We start from the raw sequence: 22,569 nt of genomic DNA, 5'->3' as shown, positions 1-22,569 counted from the left end.
CTTCGGCTAAACCTGTGCATTACCTACATATCTTAGAATAAGGGAATTTGATGACTGATTACTCTGGTTCTTGTCTGTGTGGCACGGCGAAATTTGCCGTGCAAGGGCGGTTTGATAGTTTTTACCTTTGTCACTGTCAGCATTGCCAAAAAGATACCGGGTCTGCGCATGCGGCAAACTTATTTTCACAGTCAGCTAAACTGACCTGGTTAGCCGGTGCAGATTCGGTGACTACCTTTACGCTACCAGGTACTCGCCACAACAAAAGTTTTTGTAAGTTTTGTGGTTCCGCATTGCCAAGCACCCATCAGGCAGGTCTGCTTGTTGTTCCTGCCGGATGCCTGGATACTGAGTTCACTATGTTGCCAACAGCTCATCTATTTACATCCAGTAAAGCTGCCTGGGATAGAGAGTTAGAGGCATTGCCAACGTTTGAGGCGCTGCCAACATAGCAACGGCACGCAAGGTGCGCTACACGTCGTGTATCGTAAGACGCAGCAATTGCACGGAATCGCGTAAGTAAAAAAGACGGCAATAGCCCAGAGTAGCCATATACCAAGGCAAGAAAACAAAGGAGATACCCTGATGTTGATCAAATTCTACAGTGAGGAGTCAGCGGAATTCGTCATGCTCGATAGCACCGCCGATCAATTGCTCACCATGATGGGCCACGGTGGCAGCACGGAAGGGTCGGTCAGCGGTGAGGCGCTGGCCTCGGCAATGGATCGCTTGACGTCCGCCATGGCGCGCGAGCAGGATAAATCACCGGCCAGCACGAAAGCTGATGAGAACCAGGCAGACGACGAATGGGATGAAGATGAAGACAGCGACTCTGCCGAAGAAGTGACGCTGTCAGCCCGGGCCGCACCTCTGATGACAATGCTGCGTCGAGCCAGGGACTCAGACGGTTATGTCATGTGGCGTCCGGACTGACGCTGACACCGGCGCCAACGCTGGTTCTGGCCCTGGCTAAAGGGTAGTTCCACTAAGTTGTCTCCACCCTGAATTCGATACAATGAACAACATCCTGTTACCCTGATTGACGAAGCTTTCAAGCAGGAGGTAACCGATGTCGCAACATGCCACGCTTTACCGAATGGAAACTGACGAGCATATTTGTCCGTTCGGGCTGAAGTCCAGAGATTTGCTGCGCCGTAAAAAGTTCAAAATCGATGACAATACCTTCAAAACCCGCGAAGAAGTCGAGCGATTTAAAGAAGCTCACAACGTTGATACCACGCCTCAGACATATATCGATGGTGAACGTATAGGTGGTTATGACGCCCTCAGAGAACATTTTGGCCTGGAGGAAGAAGGCGGTAGTGGTACCACCTACAAACCTGTGATTGCCATCTTTTCCGCCTGTTTTCTCGCTGCCCTGGCATTGGTGTGGTCGAGCCAAAGCGGGCTGCAGCCAGGCCCCGTTCTGATTCACTTTGTTGGGTTAAGCATGCTGGTTCTTGCGGTGCAGAAACTGCAGGATCTGACAGCATTCAGTAATCAGTTTATTACCTATGATTTGCTGGCCATGCGACGTGTGAGGTACGCCTATGTTTATCCCTTTGCCGAAGCCTACGCTGGTCTGGGTATGCTTCTGGGTGTCTGGCATTTACTGTTCGCACCGGTTTCATTGTTTATTGGTACCGTTGGCGCAATATCGGTATTCAAGGCAGTCTATATCGAAAAAAGGGAGCTGAAGTGCGCCTGTGTCGGTGGTGACAGCAATGTACCACTGGGCTTCATTTCACTGACTGAAAACCTTTTCATGATTGGCGCTGGTGCCTGGATGCTGTTATCAGTTTTATAAACTGACAACTTCCGCACCATATATGAGCAATTTCAACCTTTTCAGATAGATGTATCATCTGGTATTCGACAAACGCTACACAAGTGCTATGCTCGGGAGACAACATAATACAACCCAGGAGCACAGGATGAAGCTGGCACGTCGACTTATCAGCCATATCGTTTTACCTGCATGCTGTCTTGGTCTGGCCAGTACGTCGCTGGCCCAGGGCAGCAGTTCAGATCTCATTGACAGTCAACAGGCCGTGGAGTGGTTACAGGAATTTGTCCGCATCGACACGGTTAACCCACCTGGTAATGAGTACCGCGCCGTAGAATTCTACAGCGAAATCTTTGACCGTGAAGGTATTGAATACGAGACGGCTGAAAGCGCACCTGGGCGAGGTAATATCTGGGCCAGGCTTGAGGGCGGTGATGAACCAGCCATCATACTTTTGCAGCACACTGATGTCGTTCCAGCAGATCGTGAACACTGGTCCTTTGAGCCCCTGTCCGGTGATCTCAGTGATGGTTATATCTATGGTCGTGGCACCCGGGATATGAAAGGGCTGGGCATTGCCCACCTGGTCAGTTTTCTGAACCTGCATCGTTCAGGGGTGGAGCTGAATCGCGATGTGATTTTTCTGGCGACTGCCGATGAAGAGGCCGGTGGAATGTACGGTGTTGGCTGGTTGATCGAAAACCATCCGGAAATTTTTGCAGATGCCGGTTTTCTGCTAAATGAAGGTGGTGGCGGTACGCGTATTGAAGATGACATCACTTTCGGTGTCGAGGTCACTCAAAAAGTACCCGTGTGGCTGCGACTGAATTCAGTGGATGTACCAGGTCATGGTTCATCGCCACGTGTCACTTCATCTGTGACACGTATTGTCACTGCCCTGAATTTACTGCTGGAAAATCCGTTTCCTCCCCGTGTTATTGATCCGGTCCAGCGCTATTTTCAGGGGCTGTCAGCGAACATGACATCAGACTGGGCAGCGAGCGGGTATGCCGATGTGCGTTCAGCGATTAATGATCCTGAATTTATCAGTCAACTGCACGAAAGCAGGCCCGGCCATCATGCGTTGTTACGTGACACGTGCTCCATGACCCGCTTCGAGGCTTCCAACAAGATCAATGTGGTGCCACCGACAGCCTGGGCGGAACTGGATTGTCGTATTCTGCCTGACAAACCGGCAGAACAGTTTGTTGATGAGTTAACAGCCTTGATTGAACCGGCCGGGGTGGAGGTGGAAGTGATTATGGCATTCACGCCAGCGATCTCAAGCACTAACACCCAGTTGTTCCGTGCCATTGAAAATGTCACTGGCGAGCTGCATCCGGGATCGCGAGTATTGCCTTCAGTCAGTACCGGTTTTACGGACAGTCACTTTACCCGTGACCTGGGTATCATCAGCTACGGGTTCAATCCCATGATTACTGATGTTGGTGAGCATACCGGCGTGCATGGCAATGACGAACGTGTGCCTGCTGATTTGTTCCGTCAGGGTGTAGAAGATTTTTACACGGTACTGCGTAACGTCGTGACTAGATAAACCGTTTGATCGTTTACATGTTAAAAAGCCGGGCTAGAATCGTTCAGCCCGGCTTTTTCAGTTATTTGGCTCATCCTTTTGACTCAATATCTCAAGGCGTACCAATTATGCCAATTACGCGATCACGCGATTATGCAAAGCCACTTTCAGTCTCTTGCTTGCGTTGAGTCCGCTGATGCACCCAGCCATATAGTGCCGGGAGTACCACCAATGTCAATAACGTCGAAGAGATAATGCCGCCAATCACCACTGTCGCCAGTGGACGCTGTACCTCTGCACCCGTGCCCGTGTTGAAAGCCATTGGCACAAAGCCGAGGCTGGCGACCAATGCTGTCATTAGCACGGGTCTGAGTCGGGTTAGTGCGCCACGATGAATGGCCTCCTGCAAAGGAAGGCCTTCGTGCCAGAGGTTGCGGATAAAGGTCAGCATCACCAGACCATTCAACACAGCGACACCAGACAGGGCGATGAAACCGACACCGGCAGAAATCGATAGCGGCATGCCTCGCAAATACAGCGAGAGAATCCCGCCCGTTAACGCCAGTGGTACGCCACTGAAAATGATCAGCGCATCTTTAAACGAGGAAAAGGCCATCACCAGTAAGCCCAATATCATTACCAGCGTCAGTGGCACGACCAGCGACAGGCGCTCAGTCGCTGAAGCCAGCTGCTCAAATGTACCACCATATTCCAGCCAGTAACCGGGTGGAATATCGACATTGCTGACAACATTCTCCCGCACCTCTTCAACAAAACTGCCCAGGTCTCGTTCCCGGACATTTGCTGTGACCACAATACGGCGTTTACCGTTTTCCCGGCTTATCTGGGCAGGACCAGGTGACATCTCAACACGGGCCAGCTCCTGTAACGGGACAAACAGCGTATCACCCGCCTGATCCTGCACTGGAACCGGAAGCACCTTGAGCTTCTCCGTGTTCTGCCGTACTAACTCGGGCAACCTGACAACCAGCTCAAACCGTCTGTCGCCTTCATAGATGATGCCGGCAGTATGACCACCCACCGCAGTGGCTACCCATTCCTGAAGATAACTGACATTCAAGCCATAACGTCCAAGCGCTGTTCGATTGGGCACGACAGACAAGGTAGGCAGGCCATCAACCTGCTCAATGCGAGCATCAGCGGCACCAGGGGTCTGATTTACCTGCTCGAGAATGTCATCTGCCCGACTGCGAAGAATGTCAAAGTCATCACCAAACAACATGATGCCGAGATCAGCACGAACCCCGGAAATCAGTTCATTGAAACGCAGTTCAATGGGCTGACTGTATTCATAGTTACTGCCCGGAATCTGATTCAATCGCTGTTCAGCCTCTGCAATCAGTTCAGCTTTGCTTTTATCTGGATTGGGCCAGGTGTCTTTGGGTGAAAGAATCACATAGCCATCGCCAATATTCGGCGGCATCAGGTCAGTGGCAATTTCTGCTGTGCCAATTCGAGTAAAAGCCGTCTCGATTTCCGGCATGGCAATCAGGGATTTTTCGATCCGCTGCTGAATTGCCACCGACTGCTCGAGGCTGGTGCCGGTAATCCGAATGGCTTGAACTGCAAAGTCACCTTCATCCAGTTGCGGAATGAACTCGGTTCCCATGTGTGTGGCCAGCCAGAGACAGCCTGCTACCAGCAGAACAGTAAAGCCTGCTAGCAGCGCTCGTCCTTTAATGGCCAGCGCCAAGACCGGTTCGTAAATTCTTTTTGCGCCACGTATCACTATATTTTCTTTTTCCTGAACCGGTTTGTTCATCACTACCGCGACTGCAGCCGGCACAAAGGTAAAACTGAGCGCCATGGCACAGAGCAGGGCAATGGTCACAGTGAGCGCCATTGGTTGAAACATTTTACCTTCAACACCGGTCAGCGCGAAGATAGGCAGGTAAACAGCAGTGATAATAATGATTCCAAAGACACTAGGCCGGATCACTTCTGCCGTGGCGACATAAACCGTTTCCAGACGCTGTTTTAACGGCAACACCTCACCAGTCTGGCGCTGTGACAGCCGTCTGACCGCGTTCTCCACAATGATGACAGCACCATCAACAATCAACCCGAAGTCCAGTGCACCCAGACTCATCAGGTTGGCAGAAACCCCGGTACGGACCATACCCGTTAATGTCATCAGCATGGTCAACGGTATTACCGCAGCTGTGATCAGTGCCGCACGCAGGTTGCCCAGCAGCACAAACAATACTGCAATCACCAGCAATGCACCCTCGATGAGGTTTTTGCTAACCGTCGCGATGGCCTTATCCACCAGTGCCGTTCTGTCATACACGGCATTGGCGTTGATGCCTTCGGGCAATGAGCCCTGGATCACGCCCAGGCTGTCAGCCACATCCTGGGCTACCGTGCGAGAGTTCTCACCGAGCAGCATCATGGCTGTACCCAATACCGTTTCTTTGCCATCGGCTGTTGCGGCACCGGTTCGCAAAGCACTGCCAATAGCAACTTCGGCAATATCGCCGACTCTTATTGGTGCCTGGTCAACATTTTTCACGATGACATTGGCGATATCCTCGATATTGGTCAACTGCCCAGGGGAACGAACCAACAACTGTTGGCCGTTTCGCTCGATAAAGCCGGCACCACGGTTGTCATTGTTTTCCTCCAGCGCTGTATTGATATCCTCAAGCGTCACACCCATGTTGAGCATACGGGTTGTATCAGGTAACACATGGTATTGCTTGTCATAACCGCCAATACTGTTGACCTCAACGACGCCATTGACCTGCGACAGTTGTGGCTTGATGATCCAGTCCTGGATTTCCCTGAGATCCTGGGCAGTATAAGGACTGCCGTCAGGCTTTCTGGCGTCTGGCTCAGCAGTCACTGTATACATGAATATTTCGCCCAGGCCAGTGGATATCGGCCCCATCTCAGGTTCAATACCTTCTGGAATGACACTGCCAATTGAGGCCAGTCGAGTATTGATCAGGTTCCGGGCAAAATAGATATCGGTACCTTCATCGAAGACTACTGTCACCTGTGAAAGGCCGTATCGGGACAACGAACGTGTATAGTCCAGAGCAGGCAGACCATACAAGGCTGTTTCAATCGGGTAGGTGACCCGTTGCTCAACCTCCAGCGGCGAGTAACCCGGTGCTGAGGTATTGATCTGGACCTGGACATTGGTGATGTCGGGCACAGCATCAATAGGTAATTGCTGATAGCTCCAGACACCGCCGGCGATAATCACCAGGCAAAAAGAAAGTATCAGGTATCGTCGCGCTATTGAGAAGCGCAGTAGTAAATTAATCATATGCGCTCCTTAATGGCTGTGTTCAGCCTGAGATTTCTGGATATCCGCCTTAATAAAAAAGCTGTTGCCGCTCACGTAGGTATCTCCCGTCTGCAGTCCGCTTAAGACCTCAGCATTGACACTGTCTTGTTCGCCGATTTGCACCGGCACAAAACGATAGTCTTCACCTGACTGAACAAAGACGCCGGTTTCACCTTCCATGGTTTGCAGGGCCTTCCGGGGAATGACAAGTACTTTGCTCTCGCTGCTAATCTCGATTTCAGCGCTGACAAGTTCGCCCGGCATCAATGCTTGCGGGCTGTTTGCCAGGCTGACCCGGGCTGTCACATAAGGACGATCGAGCGAGGGAAGCAACTGATCAATTGCAGCGGGAATCCGGTTATCGTTGACCAGGACAGTGACTGACTGGCCAGGTTCAACACCTGGCTGGGTGCGGGGGAATATCTGCAACTCAGCCCATAAGCCATCAAAATCCACGATGGTAAACAGCACCTGATCCTGAGTGACTTCTCCCGCATTAGCATGCCGCTCCAGGACCACACCACTGATAGGTGCGGTAATCGCATAGCTGGAAAGGCTTTCATTCGACTGAATCTGCGCCAGTTGCCGTCCGGCTTCGACCCGTTCTCCAAGTGTAGCGTTAACTTCGCGAATGGTACCGGTATAACGTGCCCTGACATGGCTGATTTGCTCTGGCCCCACAGCCAGTCTGCCGTAGGCGGTTACGGTTTGTGAGATCACACCGGGACCTGCCTGGGAGACCTCTATACCAGCCTGTCGTGCGGCCTCTGCCGATATTGCGGTTTCATGAACTTCTGTGTGGGCTAAGCCTGAATCGTGTTCATGCCCGGATTCATCAAACTCTTGCTCCGACTCGTTGTGTTCATGCTCAGACTCATTATGTTCTTGCGCAAGCGTTCCTGCCGAAAACAGTGCCAGCATAACCACCATCATCAGGGCAACAACACCGGCAAAACTATCTTTGAAAATATTCATATCATTATCCTGTTTATTGAGCTGAAGGGGGGGGCGTGGTGTCGGATGTCATCCGCAGTGTCATGCCGGTCAGCTGTTCAATCAGCGCCAGACTCTGGTGACCCCGTGTTGCCTGATCAATCAGGGTGGCCCTGGCATCAAGCAGTTCCTGTTCGGCTAAAATCAGCTCCTGATAACGCAGCAGACCCTGTTCGTAGCTATCACGTGTCACGACCAGTGCTCGTTCCAGGTCGGGGACGACATCACCTCTCATGCGAGTCGCTGCTGCGACTGCCTGCTGGTAAAGTGAATAGGCACGCATCAATCGGCTTTGCAGATCGAGTAATGCCTGCTCTCGTTCTATGGACACTAACTGCTGATCCAGCCGCTCACGCTCCAGGTAGGCCTGGTTGCGTTGCGCGACAAAAAGTGGAATGGAAACGCCAGCTACCATCGCCGTATCGTTGCTGCCGGCAAGGTGTCGCAGGCCAAACTGCCAGGCAACATCCTGGCGGCTTTGACTGGCCTGAAGACTTAGCTCAGCCGCTTGAATACGCGCCCGGTCGGCATAAATTTCCAGAGCAGGGGATTCACTTAGCAGGTCCAGCAAACCGTCAACTGGCCTCAGTGGATCAAAATGCAGAAAATTCCCTTCAAGACGATCAAAGGTGGGGTTCGCTTCCCCCCAATAAAGGGAAAGAGATATTTGACCACGCTCCAGCTCAGCCGAGACCTGATCCAGGGCTATTTCAGCTTGTGACAGACGCGCCCTGGCCAGCATCAGTTCCGCTTCCGAAGCGGCGCCATTATCAAAACGGTTTTGCACAGAGCGAAGCATATCAGCAGAAATTTGCCTGGCTTCACGCTTGAGCGCCAGATCTTCCTGGGTACTGAGTACCGCAATATAATCGGCAACCAGTTTGCCCAATACATCCAGCGTCATCACGCGTTGCTGGGTCGCCGTTTTTTGCATGCGAGCTTGCGCAAGCGAGGTTCTCGCCTCCCGCTTGCCCCCAAGTTCAATGACAGAGGACAGGGCGATGGTCAGATCTGCACTGTCTACGCCCTGAAATTGACGGCTGCCAAAGGCGTTCTCCAGTTCAACATCGACGGTGTAGCCGGGTTTTAATGCGGCTATATCGACTTCCATCGACTGCTGGCGATCCAGAATGCTAAAGCGCCGCAAGCTTGGGTAAGCTTCAAGCGTACGTTCAACGGCCTGGGTCAATGTCAGTGTATTATCAACTGACTGCGCCAACGTCTGCGGCATAGCGCTGACGACGTACACACTCAGCACGGCTGTCAGCCAGAGGCGAACAGCATAATGATTTTTCATGGGTAATTTCTCCCGAACAAAAGCTTCTAATGCATTGTTATGACAATACATTTGTTCGTGTTAATAACGATTTTGCTTATTGCTCAGGCGATGGGCGGAGGAAGGTCAGGCGTTATCGCCGACAGAATGAGAGTGTAGTGATAGGAGGGAACCGAGTTCCCCGTTGAGGCGTCGGATAGTGGTAAGTGCGCATCATGGATGAGATGCAGTACACCATGACAATGGCAGCAATGCTGACAATCCAGATCAGAAACCACAGCTTCGTCATAGCTCTGATCGTGGTGATTATGACTACTATTGGCAATAAAAACCCCGAAATCGCTTTCATCGGATTGCTTTAGCGCGCCATGGTGATGCTCGGTCGCGATGAGTTCATCCACATGCGATTCGCCTGCCTGGTGCACCTGGTGCTTGTCAGACGCCAGCGCAACCGATTGCAGGCTGATCAGAAAGATCATGAAGTAGAGAACGACTTTTCGCATCATTCAAACACTTTAGCCAACAAACGCGTAAAAATCAAACGACTTCCTCTGTTGCCAGCTCTTCGTCATCAGACAGTTTGGCAATCTTGATGCCAGCCCAGGCAAAGAAGAGCGTCATCAGCGGGCTGATCAGGCAGAAAAATGCCCAGGGCAGGTAGGCGAAAGTTGCCACCCCCAGTACGGTTGCATGGTAGGCACCGCAGGTATTCCAGGGTACCAGCACAGAGGTGACTGTACCGGTGTCTTCTAGCGTGCGGCTCAGGTTCTGCGGCGCCAGGTTACGCTCCTGGTAGGCTTTGGTGAACATTCGGCCGGGTACCACAACGGCCAGGTACTGATCTGATGCTGAGACATTGGTAACCATGCAGGTGGCGCCGGTTGCGGTGATCAGCCCCGCTGCACTGTGAACACGACTGATCAGCGCATTGGTAATACGGGACAGGTAGCCAGCAGCTTCCATCGCACCGCCAAACACCATTGCCGTCACAATCAGCCAGATGGTGTTCAGCATGCCGTACATGCCGCCGGTGCTTAACAGTTCATCCAGCACATCATTGCCGGTGGCAATTGCGATGTCGCCATAAAGCGCTGTCATCGCGACCTGATAGGTATTGCCAAGTTCTTCGCTCAGCTGCTGAATCAGTTCTCCCTGAAAGAGAAGGGCACAGAGAACGCCTGCCAGGGTACCGACAAAAAGCGCCGGCAAGGCTGGCACACGACGGATGATCAGGAAAATCACGCCGGCTGGCACCAGTAGCAGCAAGGGGTTCAGCGCGAAATGCTGCTGGATGATAGCCCGGTATTGTTCCGTATCATTGACCGAAGCCGCGTCGCTGCCGGTGATCAGACCAATGATGAGATAAAGCAACAAGGTGATCAGAATCGAGGGCAGGGCTGTCATGCTCAGGTATCGAATGTGGGTAAACAGATCAACGTTACTGACACCGGAAGCCAGGTTGGTGGTGTCAGATAAAGGCGACATTTTGTCACCAAAATAGGCACCGGAGATCAGTGCGCCAGCGACCAGCCCGGGGTTGATGCCCATGGCATAACCGATACTCATCAGCGCCACACCCAGCGTGGCTGATGTTGACCAGGAACTGCCAATGACCACGGCTGCAATTGCGGTAACCGCGCAGGCACTGACAATGAAGTACTGTGGGCTGAACACTTCCAGTCCGTAGTAAATCATCGCAGGAACAATGCCGCTGATCAGCCAGCTGCCAGTCAGGGCGCCGACCATTAACAGGATTAGAATCGCCGGTGTGGCGGCACGAATGTTATCCAGCATATGTGTCTGGACTTTATCCCAGCTGGTACCCTGCAACATTGTCATGGCCGATGCCAGGGCAGCACTGATAATCAGGGCAGTCTGGTTGGCACCGCTGAGAGAGTCATCTCCATAAACAGCGACATTGTAGGCCAGCAAAATGAATAGCAGAAAAAGTGGGGTCAGCGCGGTTAGCAGCCCGGGTGGCTGAGCGTTGTCGTTCATTGGCGAGGAATCCTTTATACAGCCGATTCTGATGCTATTGTTCTAATCTGACCTACATTAGCGGAAACCGGTACTGAAATACACCTTATCATCTGGATTTTATCGCCTTTTAACTGCATTAGCGCTTTGTCGCAAATCAAACAGTCCTGTCTTGCTGCCCGTTGTACACTCAGGAATAGTCCATTATGCTCGCAGTCTGTCGGCCAGCTATCTTTCAGATGACTTTCGCCATATTCCCGAACATTTCAATTCTGGGGGGTCCCAAATGGATTTCAGAATATTCAGCAAACCGGCATTGGCACTGAGTGCCTTTGCATTAATAGGATTAAGCGCAACTGACCCTGTTGTTGCACAGGACGCCGTAGATTACAGCCAGGAATCAAACTGGCTGTGCTTGCCGGAAAATCCGCGAGCCTGTGAAATTGACATGAGCACCACGGTTATAGAAGCCAATGGCAATACCCGTATGCAGGCATGGAGCGATAACCCCTTGGCCCATATTGATTGCTTTTATGTTTACCCGACAGTCTCCCAGGACAATTCACCCAACAGTGACATGGTAGCCGGCCCAGAAGAGTACAACGTGGTCCGTAGCCAGTTTGCCAGGCTGGGTTCAGAATGCCGGACATTTGCACCTTTATACCGGCAGGTAACTTTGCCAGCACTTCGGGCACGTATTTCCGGTGACGACAGTATGGCAGCACCAGATACGCAAATGGGCTATAACGACGTGCTCAATGCCTGGAATCATTACCTGGAGAATTATAATAATGGCCGAGGCGTAGTCCTGGTTGGTCATTCCCAGGGCGCAGGGGTACTGACCCGCCTGATTGTTAATGAAATCGAGAACAAACCCGTGCAGGAGCAAATTCTCTCTGCCATGTTGCTGGGTACCACGGTTCAGGTACCTGATGGTAGAAACGTTGGCGGTACGTTTACCAGCATGCCGGTTTGCGAGAGTGCCGGGCAGATTGGTTGCATTATCAGTTATGTAACATTCCGCAGCGATGTACCGCCGCCCGACAATGCCAGCTTCGGTCGCAACGGTAATGGTACCTATGCGGTTTGCACTAACCCGGCACAGCTGGCAAAAGGCGCTAACGAACTCCATGCTTATCTGAGCAATACCCAGGCGGATGGCTTTTCCTCTGAAGGCCCGGCACCCTGGGTAGACGGTGGTATGGCGATACATACACCATTTGTCAGCGTGCCTGGTTTATTAAGCGGTGAATGCGTTAACAATGGCCGCTTTCATTACCTGGAAATCACTGTTAATGCTGATCCGGACGATCCGCGTACCGATGAAATTGTGGGCGATGTGATGAACCCTGATGGCTCTGTGAATGCCGGCTGGGGATTACACCTGATTGATGTCAATGTGGCAATGGGTGACTTGCAGGCAATTGTTCACGAGCAATCCAGAACCTGGGAACTGCAACGTTAAGTGATATGATTTTGGTCAGGTGTTGATATACCTGCGTGAAAAAAGAGAAGGGAGCCCTTGGGCTCCCTTTCTTTTTCTAGTGACGTTAGTGAGACGTTGTTATAACGCCTCTGTTGTCTCTTCTGAGCGGTCAACCTCAACCTGAGCGGCCTGCATACCATCGCCAGGCATAACAGCCGCCATTGGCTGGCCCAGCAACTGGGCCATATCCACCAGAATACGACCACTTTCCATCAACAACGGATCGTCTTCTTCGGCTTCCTCTTCTTCTGCAGTTGCCTCTGAAGCATCGGCGACTTCAGTGTTGTCAGCCTCATCGGTTTCAGATGCGGCTTCCTCTTCTTCTGCTTCTTCCAGGGCAGCCAGTTCGCTTTCTTCCTTCCATTCCTCCAGTGGCAAACCTTTTGCAGCCAGACGAGCGTTGTTAGCGTCGAACGCGGCGCGACGATCGGCATCACGTTGCGCTTTCAGCTCTTCCCGATTGAGGGGAAGTGTTTCGCGTGCTCTTACAGTTTGCATACGCTCCACCGAACCTTCCAGGAAAACAAAGTCAGGGTCATCAGACGCGCGTGCCTCGTGGCGCGTCATCAACTCTGGCAGGATGTCCTCCAGTGGATAATAGTCCTGGTGTTCAACCGGACGAACCGTATCCCACGGCAGGGCACCATCCAGGTTGCTTTCACCCATGGTTTCAATCGCCTGGTAGCGGTCCGGGAAGGTGATATCCGGTAATACGCCTCGATGCTGGGTACTGGCCCCGGAAATACGATAGAACTTGGAACGGGTCAGTTTGACCTGTCCATAGTTCATCGGAATGATTTCCTGAACAGTACCTTTACCAAAGGTCTGGCCACCGAGCACGATGCCGCGCTGATAGTCCTGGATCGCACCGGCAAAGATCTCGGAGGCTGAGGCACTGGCACGATTAACAAGCACTGCCAGTGGGCCGTCATAAGCCACTTCTTTATTGGTGTCACCATAGGAGCGGACAAAGCCGTTTCGCTGGCCGGAATAGCGAATCTGAACCGTTGGGCCGGTTTCGATAAACAGGCCAACCAGTTCGTTGGCTTCATTCAGAGAGCCGCCGCCGTTGTAACGTAAATCGACGACCACTGCTGCTACATCCTGCTCTTTCAGCGACTCCAGTTCAGCTTTCACATCCCGGGCAGAGCTGCGATAGTTCTCCAAACCGGCAGCAGCCGCTTCAAAATCAAAATAGAAAGAGGGCAGGTTGATCACGCCGACCCGGTAGAGTTCACCGTCTGATTCCACCTCGATGACTTCACTTTTGGCGAACTGATCAGCCAGTTCTACTGTGTCACGCACGATAGCAATTTCTTTGGCACCGGCTTCGGAAGTGGCATCTGCGGGAATCACATTCAAGCGAACCAATGTTCCTTCTTCACCGCGAATCTGATCAACCACATCGTCGAGACGCAGACCAATCACGTCCTGCATTTCGCCGTCTTCGCCCTGGGCAATACCGATAATACGGTCGCCGGCACGCAGATCGCCCTGTTTCTCAGCCGGCCCGCCGGTGATCAGTTCAGCTACTTTGGTGTATTCGTCTTCCGACGTCAGTTGCGCACCAATGCCTTGCAGGGAACCACGCAGACTCATATTAAAGTTTTCAGAGTCACGGGGAGAAAAATAGCTGGTATGAGGATCAACCGTGCGCGCGACCGTGCCCAGGTAAGCCTGAAACACATCACGAGCATTGGTTTTTGATATCTGACTCAACTGATTGCGGTAGCGTTTGCTCAACCGCTCAACCACTTTATCGGTTTCCATGCCGGTCAACGTCAGGCTTAACGCACTGCTTTTGACCCGGCGGCGCCAGATATCATTCAGTTCAGCTTCATCAGCAGCCCATGGCTGATCCTCCCGATCCAGTACCAGGTACTCCTGCTCACTGAAGTCAAGGTTAGCGACTTCAGACTCTACGTATTCAACCGTCCAGACCAGACGCTCAAGGAGCCTTCGATGGTAAAGGTTGTAGATTTCATAAGCAGGCTGCAGATCGCCGTTTTTCAATGCATCATCAAGCGTTGTCTGGTACTGATCCAGTTGCTCGATGTCACCGCCCATAAAGTACAGCTTCTGACCATCCAGTGCTTCGATGTAGTGGTCATATACCTGATTGGAAAACGCATCATCAAAGGTCACTGGAGAATAATGTTTGGTCTCCAGTTCCCGCAGTAATTCAATCGCAGTGCGACCGTACACGGGAATGGGTGTCATGGTTTCGTAGAGCGCCTCTACATCCAGCGGAACATCGGGCTCTCTGAGTCCCTGCGATTCTTCCGTACTGTCATTAATGCTGCTTGAAAGCGCTTGTGCTTCAGTATCGGGATCAACCGCATCTTGTGCCTGAATGGGGGTGCTCAGCATGAGCAGGGCCGATAGCAGATAACCGGCAGGTCTTGTTGCCTGCTTGCGGCTTGCCACAAATATGCTTTCAATCAGTGGTTTAGCGTTAGTTTTCTCATGTACGGTATTCAAAATACAACCTCACCGTGAAATGGGTGTCACAGAGACTCTTGATATTATGTTTAAGGCCTCGGTGTCAAGGCAGGAGACCTGACAAATTGGCGATTTTGCACAATCAAGAGCCCAGCCGTTTGTGTCTTGCGGTGGCATGACGTTCGGCACGCTCCACATCGATATAGCGATCGGTAATCGCACTGGAACCATGACCGGCATCATCGCGAACATGTTCCCTGGGGCGATATTTCACATCTTCAGAGATACCGGTATGGCGTAACCAGTGGACGGTGGCCTCTGACAGCCGGTCAGCTTCTTCGTCCGCACCCTCACTACGCAGCACCTCGCTGGCCCGATCAAAACAAGATTGAACAATGCCTCGGATTTGTCGTGTACTGGTAATGCCGCCTTTACCGCGGGTTTTATGGATCAGCGGGGTCGATTCGCCCGGGGCAGGTAGAGGCGTCATGCCACGCGACAGCCGGTAACGTTTTAACGCCACCAACATGTCATCACTGACCGAGACCTCTCTTTCTTTATTGCCTTTACCTACGGTTAAAAACCACCAGTTCCCTTCCATATCACGTTGGAAATGGCCCATTTGCGGAATCCAGCGATCTGTTTCCACCAGTTCTGAGATCCGCAGATACATGCCAAACAGCGCACTGAGAATAAAAAGGGTGCGTTCGTGGGTTTGCGGATCCTGCTCTGCCATGCTCTCTGCTGTTTCCCATACTACATCCCACTGAATGGGGGACAGCCGTCGTATGCGCGTCTGTGACTGGGATTTGCGCAGAAACTTGCCTTTCTGGCGAACCCTGGCAACCGGATTAACCTCTGCCATGCCTTCTTGTACAAGGTAATTGTAGAAACTGCCCAGGACCGCAAATATTGCCTGTAGTCCGGACTGTGACAAGGCGTACTCTTTTTCGTTCTCCACCACATAGGGGCGCCAGTCAGGATTTGCCTGGCGTGCACCCTCGCTGTCAATAAAACGGGCAACATGTTTCTCACCAATCCAGGCATCAGGCGGGCGCCTGGCAAACTCGATGTAACGCTCAACATCCTGCCGCTCAACCTGCTTGAGTGACTTGTCGGCCACCCATAACAGCCATTGCAGGAAGTGCTCCAGCTCTCTTCGGTAGGAAGAAAATGTGTCGGCGCTGCCGCGATATGAGTAGAGAAATTCAGCACTGCGCCTGAAGTCCTGGATGGCATAATCAGGCCAGCTAGTCTTGGGGTGACGGGGTAATTCAGGCGGGTGCTGCCAGGGGTTTTGCATTTGTTCCAGGGTATCGAACAAAGGGAGCGGGGCACGCTTTTGATACGCCGGAGATACCATTAATCTTGCTCAGCTGTTTTAATAATGAACATATTGTTTTGTTTCCAACACATTGTATTCAAACAATGTTAGTAGTTACCAACCAAAGAGTCTGGTATGCGAATCTGGCTGTATTAAACACCCTCCAGGCTTCTCATTTCACCTGTCAGTCGTTATGCTAAGCATACTACAAAGCAGCGAGGTTGCGATGCCCGAATCCATACAATCTGTCATCAACAGTACGTTGGCAATCATTCAGCAGAGCAACTTCTGGTGGCAGATTCTGGCACTGATGCTGGCTATTGTTATTTCTGCATTCATCAACCGTCGGATCCAGAGCCTGCTCAAAGCCCATTCGGACTCAAGCCACTTCACCGGAATTCGTCATATTGCCATCCGCAGCCTTCAGCGCCTGCTCTGGCCAGTCGTCGCTCTGTTATTAATCGTGCCTGCCCGCGCCATCATGCGCGGCTATATGCTGCCTGTAAATCTGCTCGATATTGCTATTCCGATTCTGACGGCGCTGGCAGCCGTCAGAATGGCGGTTTACACCCTGCGCAAAGTCTTTACAGCAAATGTACTGCTCAGGTCTTCAGAAAATGTGCTGACACTGTTTATCTGGATGCTGGTCATACTTCATCTGCTGGGCTGGTTACCGACCATTCTCACCGTGATGGACAACATGGCAGTGTCTTTCGGAGAATTCCGGATATCTGTGCTGTCTGCCATCAACCTGTTGCTGATTATCGCGGTCGCGTTTGTTGTTGCGCTATGGCTTGCTGAGTTGATCAACAAGCAAGTGCAACGTATGCCTGGCGTGACCCCCAGTTTTAAAGTAGGGGTCTCAAAATTCAGTCGTTTCCTGTTGATTACACTGGCTTTTCTTTTAGCACTCAATGCAGTTGGTATTAATCTGAGTTCACTGGCGATTTTTGGCGGGGCACTGGGTGTCGGCCTGGGTTTTGGCCTGCAGCAAATCGCCTCGAACTTTATCAGCGGGTTTATTCTGGTGCTGGATCGCTCGATCAAACCCGGAGACATCATTACCGTTGGCGATAAATTTGGCTGGGTACAGGAACTCAAAGCCCGTTACATCGTGGTTCGTAACCGGGAAGGGGTTGATACGCTGATTCCCAACGAGAATCTGATTACATCGCAGGTTATTAACTGGAGTTATGCCGATCCTAACGTTCGAATTCGCGTCAGTGTTCAGATCAGCTATGACGACGACCCGGCACACGCCATGGAAATCATGCTTAATTGCGCCGAAGCCTCTTCCCGCGTCCTGCAGGACCCTGCGCCAGCAGTGCGCCTGATCGAGTTTGCAGACAGTGGCATTGCGTTGGAGTTGCGAGTCTGGGTCAATGATCCTATCAACGGCTTCGCCCAGGTTCGCTCAGATATCAATCTGGCCATCTGGAAAGCATTCAAGGAAGCCGACATAACGATTCCTTACCCGCAGCGTGACCTGCACATCAAGAGTGGATTACCGGAATCCTGGGCCGACGGCAAATCGTTGACAATGCAGGATTTTCCTTCACAAGCTGATAGCGACTGAACATTCTGTCGTTCCCCCGATATCTTTTTTTCCCTGAATAAGCATTCTTTTTTTCTGTCTGATTGCTTACGGGTGTTGCCATTGGTAACATCTGTGGCTATACTGATTTACACACTGTACCAGCCAGACGGTTAAGTTATGACAGATATTCAACAAACGAATTCCCGCAAGAACGGCAGCTCGAGAGACGACATTCTTGATGCGGCGCAACGCGTTGCCGGCCGGGAAGGTGCTGCCAATCTCACGCTCGAGAAAGTGGCCAAAGAGTGTGGGTTAAGCAAAGGTGGCCTGCTGTATAACTTCCGCAGTAAAGATGCATTGCTGGAAGGCATGATGGAAAGGTTGCTTGAGCAAAATGAAGCAATGATGGCAAGCGAATCATCTGCCCTGGAAGGTGAAAAGAACGTTACGGTGCGTTCACTTTTGCGCTGTATCGCCTGTCATCAGACAGCAGATCCGCAGGTTTATTTGTCAATTATTGCTGCTTCTGTGCAAAGCCCTGAGTTGCTTGAGCCCATTAAAGAGAAGCTGTCACGCTACTACGAGGAAATGGTCAAAGAGTCTTCAGACCCGACCATGACTCTTCTGCTCTGGGCCGCTGCGGACGGTTTGTTACTGCACAACGTGCTGGGCATTGCGCCGTATTCAAATGCCACACGCAATGAACTCTTTCAACGTCTTTTATCTCTATCCGAGGAGTTAACATGAGATTCTCCACCCCCGGCTTTATGTTTCGCAGTCTGATGCCGGTTCTTATGACAGGTGCCATTCTTCAAGGTTGTCAGGAAAGTACTGCAGAATTCTCTCCAGCTGATATTGTGCAAACCGTAAAGCTGGAAACAGTTGACAGTGAACAGCTAACCGGACAACGACGCTTTGTCGGTCGCGTTGAGGCGCTCAGTACCGTTGATTTGGCGTTTCAGGTGGGTGGCCGAGTGGTGAGCATTCCTGTGCAGGAAGGCAGCCGGGTAGCTGAAGGCGAGGTGATTGCCTCGCTGGACAAGCGCGATTACGAGCGTGCAGCCAACGAGGCCAGAGTCGCCCTTGAGCTTGCCCAGCTGGATCATCAGCGCAATCAACAAATGCTGGAGCGCGGCGCCATTCCACGCGCCACCTATGACCGGGTCGCTGCCGATCTGGAAATTCGGCAACTGGCGGTGGAACAGGCAGAGCGGAATCTGGCTTATGCCACGCTTGAAGCGCCTTTTGATGCCCTGATTACCCGACGTATCGTTGACCCGTTTACCCAGGTGCAGGCGGGCAGTCAGATTGTCCGTGTCCAGGATGTAACAGAGTTGCGCATCAGCTTCTCTATCCCGGAAAACCTGATGAGTGACATGCAGTTACGAGGTCAGCTTGATGTTGAGGCAGAACTTAATGCCAGGCCGGGGCAGGCATTTAAACTGTCCTACCGCGAACACGCGACTGAAGCTGATCCGGTGACACAGACATACAAGGTTGATTATGCCTTGCCTGACGATATGGCGGAGGGCATATTGCCGGGAATGACCGCCACGGTGACTGTCACTGCACCAAACCGCAGTTTGCAGCAGGTGAGTGTACCTGTTGCTGCGCTGGACACCGATCCGGCCGGCGACTTTAGAGTCTGGATCTACCAGGCTGATACCCAGACAGTGTCTCCTCAGATTGTTTCTGTTGGCGAACTGGGCAGCTCTCGGGCTACGGTCACCTCCGGATTAACCGGTGGCGAGCAAATCGTGACCGCCGGTGCCCATCTTCTGCGCAATGACATGCGCGTTCAGCCCTACACACCCAATATCTAAGGTCGAGTTATATGGATATTGCACGCGCGGCTATTAACAAGCCGGTAAACACCTGGCTATTGATCTTGATTCTGTTCCTGGGTGGTATCTGGGGCATGATGACGATCGGACGCCTGGAGGACCCGGCGTTTACGATCAAACAGGCCATTGTTGTCACTCAATACCCCGGTGCCACGGCGACTGAGGTAGAGCAGGAAGTCACAGAGAATCTGGAGTCAGCGATTCAGCAACTGCCGCAGTTAAAGCGGATCATGTCAAAATCGCTGCCTGGCCGCTCTGAGATCACCGTCGAAATTAATGACACCTATGATGGCTCTGAAATGCCCCAGGTGTGGGATGAGTTACGCCGCAAGGTCAGCGATAACCAACGTCTTCTACCCAGTGGTGCCGGGCCCTCTGTGGTTAATGATGACTTCGGCGATGTGTTTGGTATGTTCTATGCTGTCACTGCACCTGGCTACAGCGACAATGAAATCCGTGATATTGCCCGCTTCCTGCGCCGGGAATTGTTACTCGTTGACGGGGTCGCAAAAGTGGAAACGCGCGGCCTTCCTGACGAAGTTATCTACGTCGAAGTGCCGAATGATCGCCTGATCAATACAGGTATGCCACTGGGCTCTGTTATCGACAGCATTCAGAACGAAAATACCGTCACTACCGCTGGCAGTTCCCGTATCGGTGACATGCACATCAATATCCGCAATGACTCTGGATTTGACAGTGTATCCAATATCGAAAGCCTCAGAATCGGTCAGCCGGGCAGTACGGACCAAATCAGCCTGGTAGACATCGCCAACGTGTCCCGGGAAAGTCGAGAGATACCCCAGGAGATCATCCGTTTTAATGGCCAGCGTGCATTTACCCTGGCTGTTGCCGGGGTAGCTGATGTCAACATTGTCGAAGTAGGCCAGGCCGTTAGTGCTGAGCTGGCCTCCCTTGGCAGCGAAATACCCCTGGGTGTCCAGATGGAGCCCATCTATGCACAACACGAAGTTGTTGATGCAGCGATTAATGATTTTATGATCAGCCTGGCGATGTCGGTCGGTATTGTCATCGCAGTACTTTGTCTGTTTATGGGCTGGCGTGTCGGTATTGTGGTGGGTCTGACATTGCTGCTGACCGTTGCTGGCACTGTGTTCCTGATGCGCATTGCCAATATCGAGATGGAGCGGATCTCCCTCGGCGCCCTGATTATTGCCATGGGCATGCTGGTCGATAATGCCATCGTGATTGCTGAGGGTATGCTGATCAACATGCAAATGGGCATGAAGGCACACAAAGCGGCAAGCCGGGCTGCCAGTCGCACGCAATGGCCGTTACTGGGTGCAACCGTCATCGGCATTATGGCCTTCTCCGGTATCGGCCTGTCCCCGGATACCACGGGAGAATTCTTGTTCTCGCTGTTTGCTGTGATCGGTATGTCGCTGATGCTAAGTTGGCTTCTGGCAGTCACCGTCACACCTTTATTTGGTGAATATTTGCTGAAAGTGAAGGGTGCCGGTGATCAGAACGACCCCTACAAAGGTGTCATCTATGCGGCCTATCGGCAAGTCCTGAAGTTCAGTCTGGTGCATCGCTGGCTGGCCCTTGTCACCTTGCTGGTTGTCACGGTGACCAGTTTCTGGGCATTTGGTTTTGTGAAGCAGTCATTCTTTCCTGACTCCAATACCCCCATGTTTTTTGTCGATTACCAATTGCCACAAGGTGCAGACATTCGTGCTACAGCGCGTGATATTGCAGAAATCGACCAGATGGTGCTCGAAATGGATGGCGTGGAAAGCGTCGCCAGTTTTATCGGCCAGGGCGCCTCCCGTTTTATGCTCACTTATGAACCACAGCAGCCTAATACGGGCTATGGCCAGTTAATTGTCGCTACCACCGATCGATTCCTGATCGATGAGCTGGCACTGGAGGTACGACAAAAACTCTCAGCGGCTTACCCCAATGCCGATGTGCAGACCCGACGGCTGGTATTTGGCCCCGGTGCCGGCGCCAAGATTGAAGCCCGCTTTATGGGGCCGGATGCCAAAGAGCTGCGCCGTCTGGCAGAGCAGGCCACGGCCATAATGGCGGAGAAAGATTTCCTGATGGATCTGCGCCAGGACTGGCAGCAACGAGAGTTGGTTATTGTCCCCAATTTCAACGAAGAACGGGCCCGGCTGGCCGGTATTAACCGCAATGACCTGGCGCAAACCCTGGATTTCGCGACACAGGGGGTTACCGCGGGCAGCTATCGGGAAGGTGATGAGAGCATACCGATCATCATTCGGCCCCCAGCCTCTGAACGGTTGCGCGTTGAAGGTCTGGATGAGCGACTGATCTGGAGCACTAGCGAGCAACGCTACGTTCCCGTAGAGCAAGTGGTTAACAGTTTCTCGACACGGGCAGAAGAGACATTGATCAAGCGCAGAAATCGCCACCGCACCCTGGCTGTGCAGGCTGATCCTGTCCCGGGCAGAACGCCGGCAGAAGTACTGGCCCTGATCCGGCAGGATATCGAAGCAATCCCGCTGCCCGCCGGATATGACTTTGAGTGGGGCGGGGAGTATGAAGCCTCCGGTGAGGCGCAGGCTTCGCTGGGCTCTCAGTTACCCTTGAGCTTCCTGGTGATGTTCTGCATCTCGGTATTGATATTTGGCAAAGTTCGACAGCCACTGATTATATGGCTGGTGGTCCCGATGTCAATCTGTGGTGTGGTAGCCGGTTTGCTGCTGACGCAAATGCCGTTCAGTTTCACCGCTTTGCTGGGTTTCCTGAGTCTCTCAGGTATGCTGATGAAAAATGCGATCGTACTGGTTGACGAGATTGATGCACAACTGGAGGAGGGCAGAGAATCCACTGATGCCGTGATTTATGCCAGTGTCAGTCGTATTCGCCCGGTATTCCTTGCCGCAGCCACGACAATTCTTGGTATGATTCCACTACTGGGTGATGCCTTCTTTGCAAGTATGGCAGTTACCATCATGGGTGGGTTGGCATTTGCATCAATATTGACGCTAATCGCTGTACCTGTACTTTACGCTTTGCTCTTCAGAATACGCACGGCATCGGATTATAAAGTATAAGGAATTTTTC

16 protein-coding genes are annotated in these 22,569 nt (G+C 52.2%); 9 read left to right on the top strand and 7 right to left on the bottom strand.

From position 1 onward, the window contains the following. Positions 1-50: 50 nt before the first annotated feature. From PSCS_RS04425 to PSCS_RS04410, 4 genes are all read left to right on the top strand, one after another. Complete coding sequence (locus PSCS_RS04425; protein WP_068810591.1) at positions 51-452, top strand: GFA family protein; 402 nt, start codon at positions 51-53, stop codon at positions 450-452. Between the two features lie 133 nt (positions 453-585). Continuing rightward, the gene (locus PSCS_RS04420; protein ID WP_068810590.1) at positions 586-933 is read left to right on the top strand and encodes a DUF1840 family protein; all 348 of its coding nucleotides are present in this window, start codon (positions 586-588) and stop codon (positions 931-933) included. Positions 934-1,069: 136 nt separating this feature from the next. Next, complete coding sequence (locus PSCS_RS15970; RefSeq protein ID WP_068810589.1) at positions 1,070-1,807, top strand: MauE/DoxX family redox-associated membrane protein; 738 nt, start codon at positions 1,070-1,072, stop codon at positions 1,805-1,807. Positions 1,808-1,934: 127 nt separating this feature from the next. Next, positions 1,935-3,341: a M20/M25/M40 family metallo-hydrolase gene (locus PSCS_RS04410; protein WP_068810588.1), complete on the top strand. Its 1,407-nt coding sequence runs from the start codon at positions 1,935-1,937 to the stop codon at positions 3,339-3,341. Between the two features lie 130 nt (positions 3,342-3,471). Here PSCS_RS04410 and PSCS_RS04405 read toward each other — a convergent pair whose 3' ends face one another. The 5 genes from PSCS_RS04405 to nhaC all read right to left on the bottom strand — a co-directional run bounded on the left by PSCS_RS04405 (position 3,472) and on the right by nhaC (position 10,903). Continuing rightward, positions 3,472-6,615 carry an efflux RND transporter permease subunit gene (locus PSCS_RS04405; RefSeq protein WP_068810587.1) on the bottom strand — a complete coding sequence of 1,048 codons (3,144 nt, stop codon included), beginning with the start codon at positions 6,613-6,615 and terminating at the stop codon, positions 3,472-3,474. 9 nt (positions 6,616-6,624) lie between these two features. Further along, positions 6,625-7,611 carry an efflux RND transporter periplasmic adaptor subunit gene (locus PSCS_RS04400; RefSeq protein ID WP_068810586.1) on the bottom strand — a complete coding sequence of 329 codons (987 nt, stop codon included), beginning with the start codon at positions 7,609-7,611 and terminating at the stop codon, positions 6,625-6,627. Positions 7,612-7,624: 13 nt separating this feature from the next. After that, positions 7,625-8,926, bottom strand: coding sequence for a TolC family protein (locus PSCS_RS04395; protein WP_158662865.1), 1,302 nt, complete (start codon positions 8,924-8,926; stop codon positions 7,625-7,627). 83 nt (positions 8,927-9,009) lie between these two features. Then, positions 9,010-9,411, bottom strand: a complete 402-nt coding sequence (locus PSCS_RS15825) for a hypothetical protein (protein ID WP_157885618.1) — start codon at positions 9,409-9,411, stop codon at positions 9,010-9,012. A 31-nt stretch (positions 9,412-9,442) separates the two neighbouring features. Beyond that, positions 9,443-10,903: a Na+/H+ antiporter NhaC gene (gene nhaC / locus PSCS_RS04390; RefSeq protein WP_068810584.1), complete on the bottom strand. Its 1,461-nt coding sequence runs from the start codon at positions 10,901-10,903 to the stop codon at positions 9,443-9,445. Between the two features lie 265 nt (positions 10,904-11,168). Between nhaC and PSCS_RS04385 the strand changes: the two genes are divergently transcribed. Next, positions 11,169-12,347, top strand: a complete 1,179-nt coding sequence (locus PSCS_RS04385) for a DUF3089 domain-containing protein (protein ID WP_068810583.1) — start codon at positions 11,169-11,171, stop codon at positions 12,345-12,347. Positions 12,348-12,446: 99 nt separating this feature from the next. On the opposite strand, the gene PSCS_RS04380 is transcribed toward PSCS_RS04385, so the two are convergent. Both PSCS_RS04380 and PSCS_RS04375 read right to left on the bottom strand, forming a co-directional pair. Continuing rightward, positions 12,447-14,849 (bottom strand): carboxy terminal-processing peptidase, encoded by a 2,403-nt coding sequence (locus PSCS_RS04380; RefSeq protein WP_068810582.1) that lies wholly within the window; start codon positions 14,847-14,849, stop codon positions 12,447-12,449. Positions 14,850-14,952: 103 nt separating this feature from the next. Further along, positions 14,953-16,113 carry a tyrosine-type recombinase/integrase gene (locus PSCS_RS04375; RefSeq protein WP_232790079.1) on the bottom strand — a complete coding sequence of 387 codons (1,161 nt, stop codon included), beginning with the start codon at positions 16,111-16,113 and terminating at the stop codon, positions 14,953-14,955. A gap of 247 nt (positions 16,114-16,360) precedes the next feature. On the opposite strand from PSCS_RS04375, the gene PSCS_RS04370 reads away from it, so the two are divergent. From PSCS_RS04370 to PSCS_RS04355, 4 genes are all read left to right on the top strand, one after another. Then, positions 16,361-17,710, top strand: coding sequence for a mechanosensitive ion channel family protein (locus PSCS_RS04370; protein WP_068810580.1), 1,350 nt, complete (start codon positions 16,361-16,363; stop codon positions 17,708-17,710). 138 nt (positions 17,711-17,848) lie between these two features. After that, positions 17,849-18,418, top strand: coding sequence for a TetR/AcrR family transcriptional regulator (locus PSCS_RS04365; protein WP_068810579.1), 570 nt, complete (start codon positions 17,849-17,851; stop codon positions 18,416-18,418). Continuing rightward, positions 18,415-19,494, top strand: coding sequence for an efflux RND transporter periplasmic adaptor subunit (locus PSCS_RS04360; protein ID WP_068810578.1), 1,080 nt, complete (start codon positions 18,415-18,417; stop codon positions 19,492-19,494). Before PSCS_RS04365 ends, PSCS_RS04360 begins: the two co-directional genes overlap by 4 nt. A gap of 11 nt (positions 19,495-19,505) precedes the next feature. After that, on the top strand, positions 19,506-22,559 hold the full coding sequence (locus PSCS_RS04355) for an efflux RND transporter permease subunit (RefSeq protein ID WP_068810577.1): 3,054 nt from the start codon (positions 19,506-19,508) through the stop codon (positions 22,557-22,559). Positions 22,560-22,569: the final 10 nt, after the last annotated feature.

This window comes from Pseudohongiella nitratireducens (genome assembly GCF_001642735.1).
Lineage (GTDB): Bacteria > Pseudomonadota > Gammaproteobacteria > Pseudomonadales > Pseudohongiellaceae > Pseudohongiella > Pseudohongiella nitratireducens.
The sequence above is the reverse complement of the archived record's forward strand: the minus strand, read 5'-3'. Positions and strand labels throughout refer to the sequence as shown.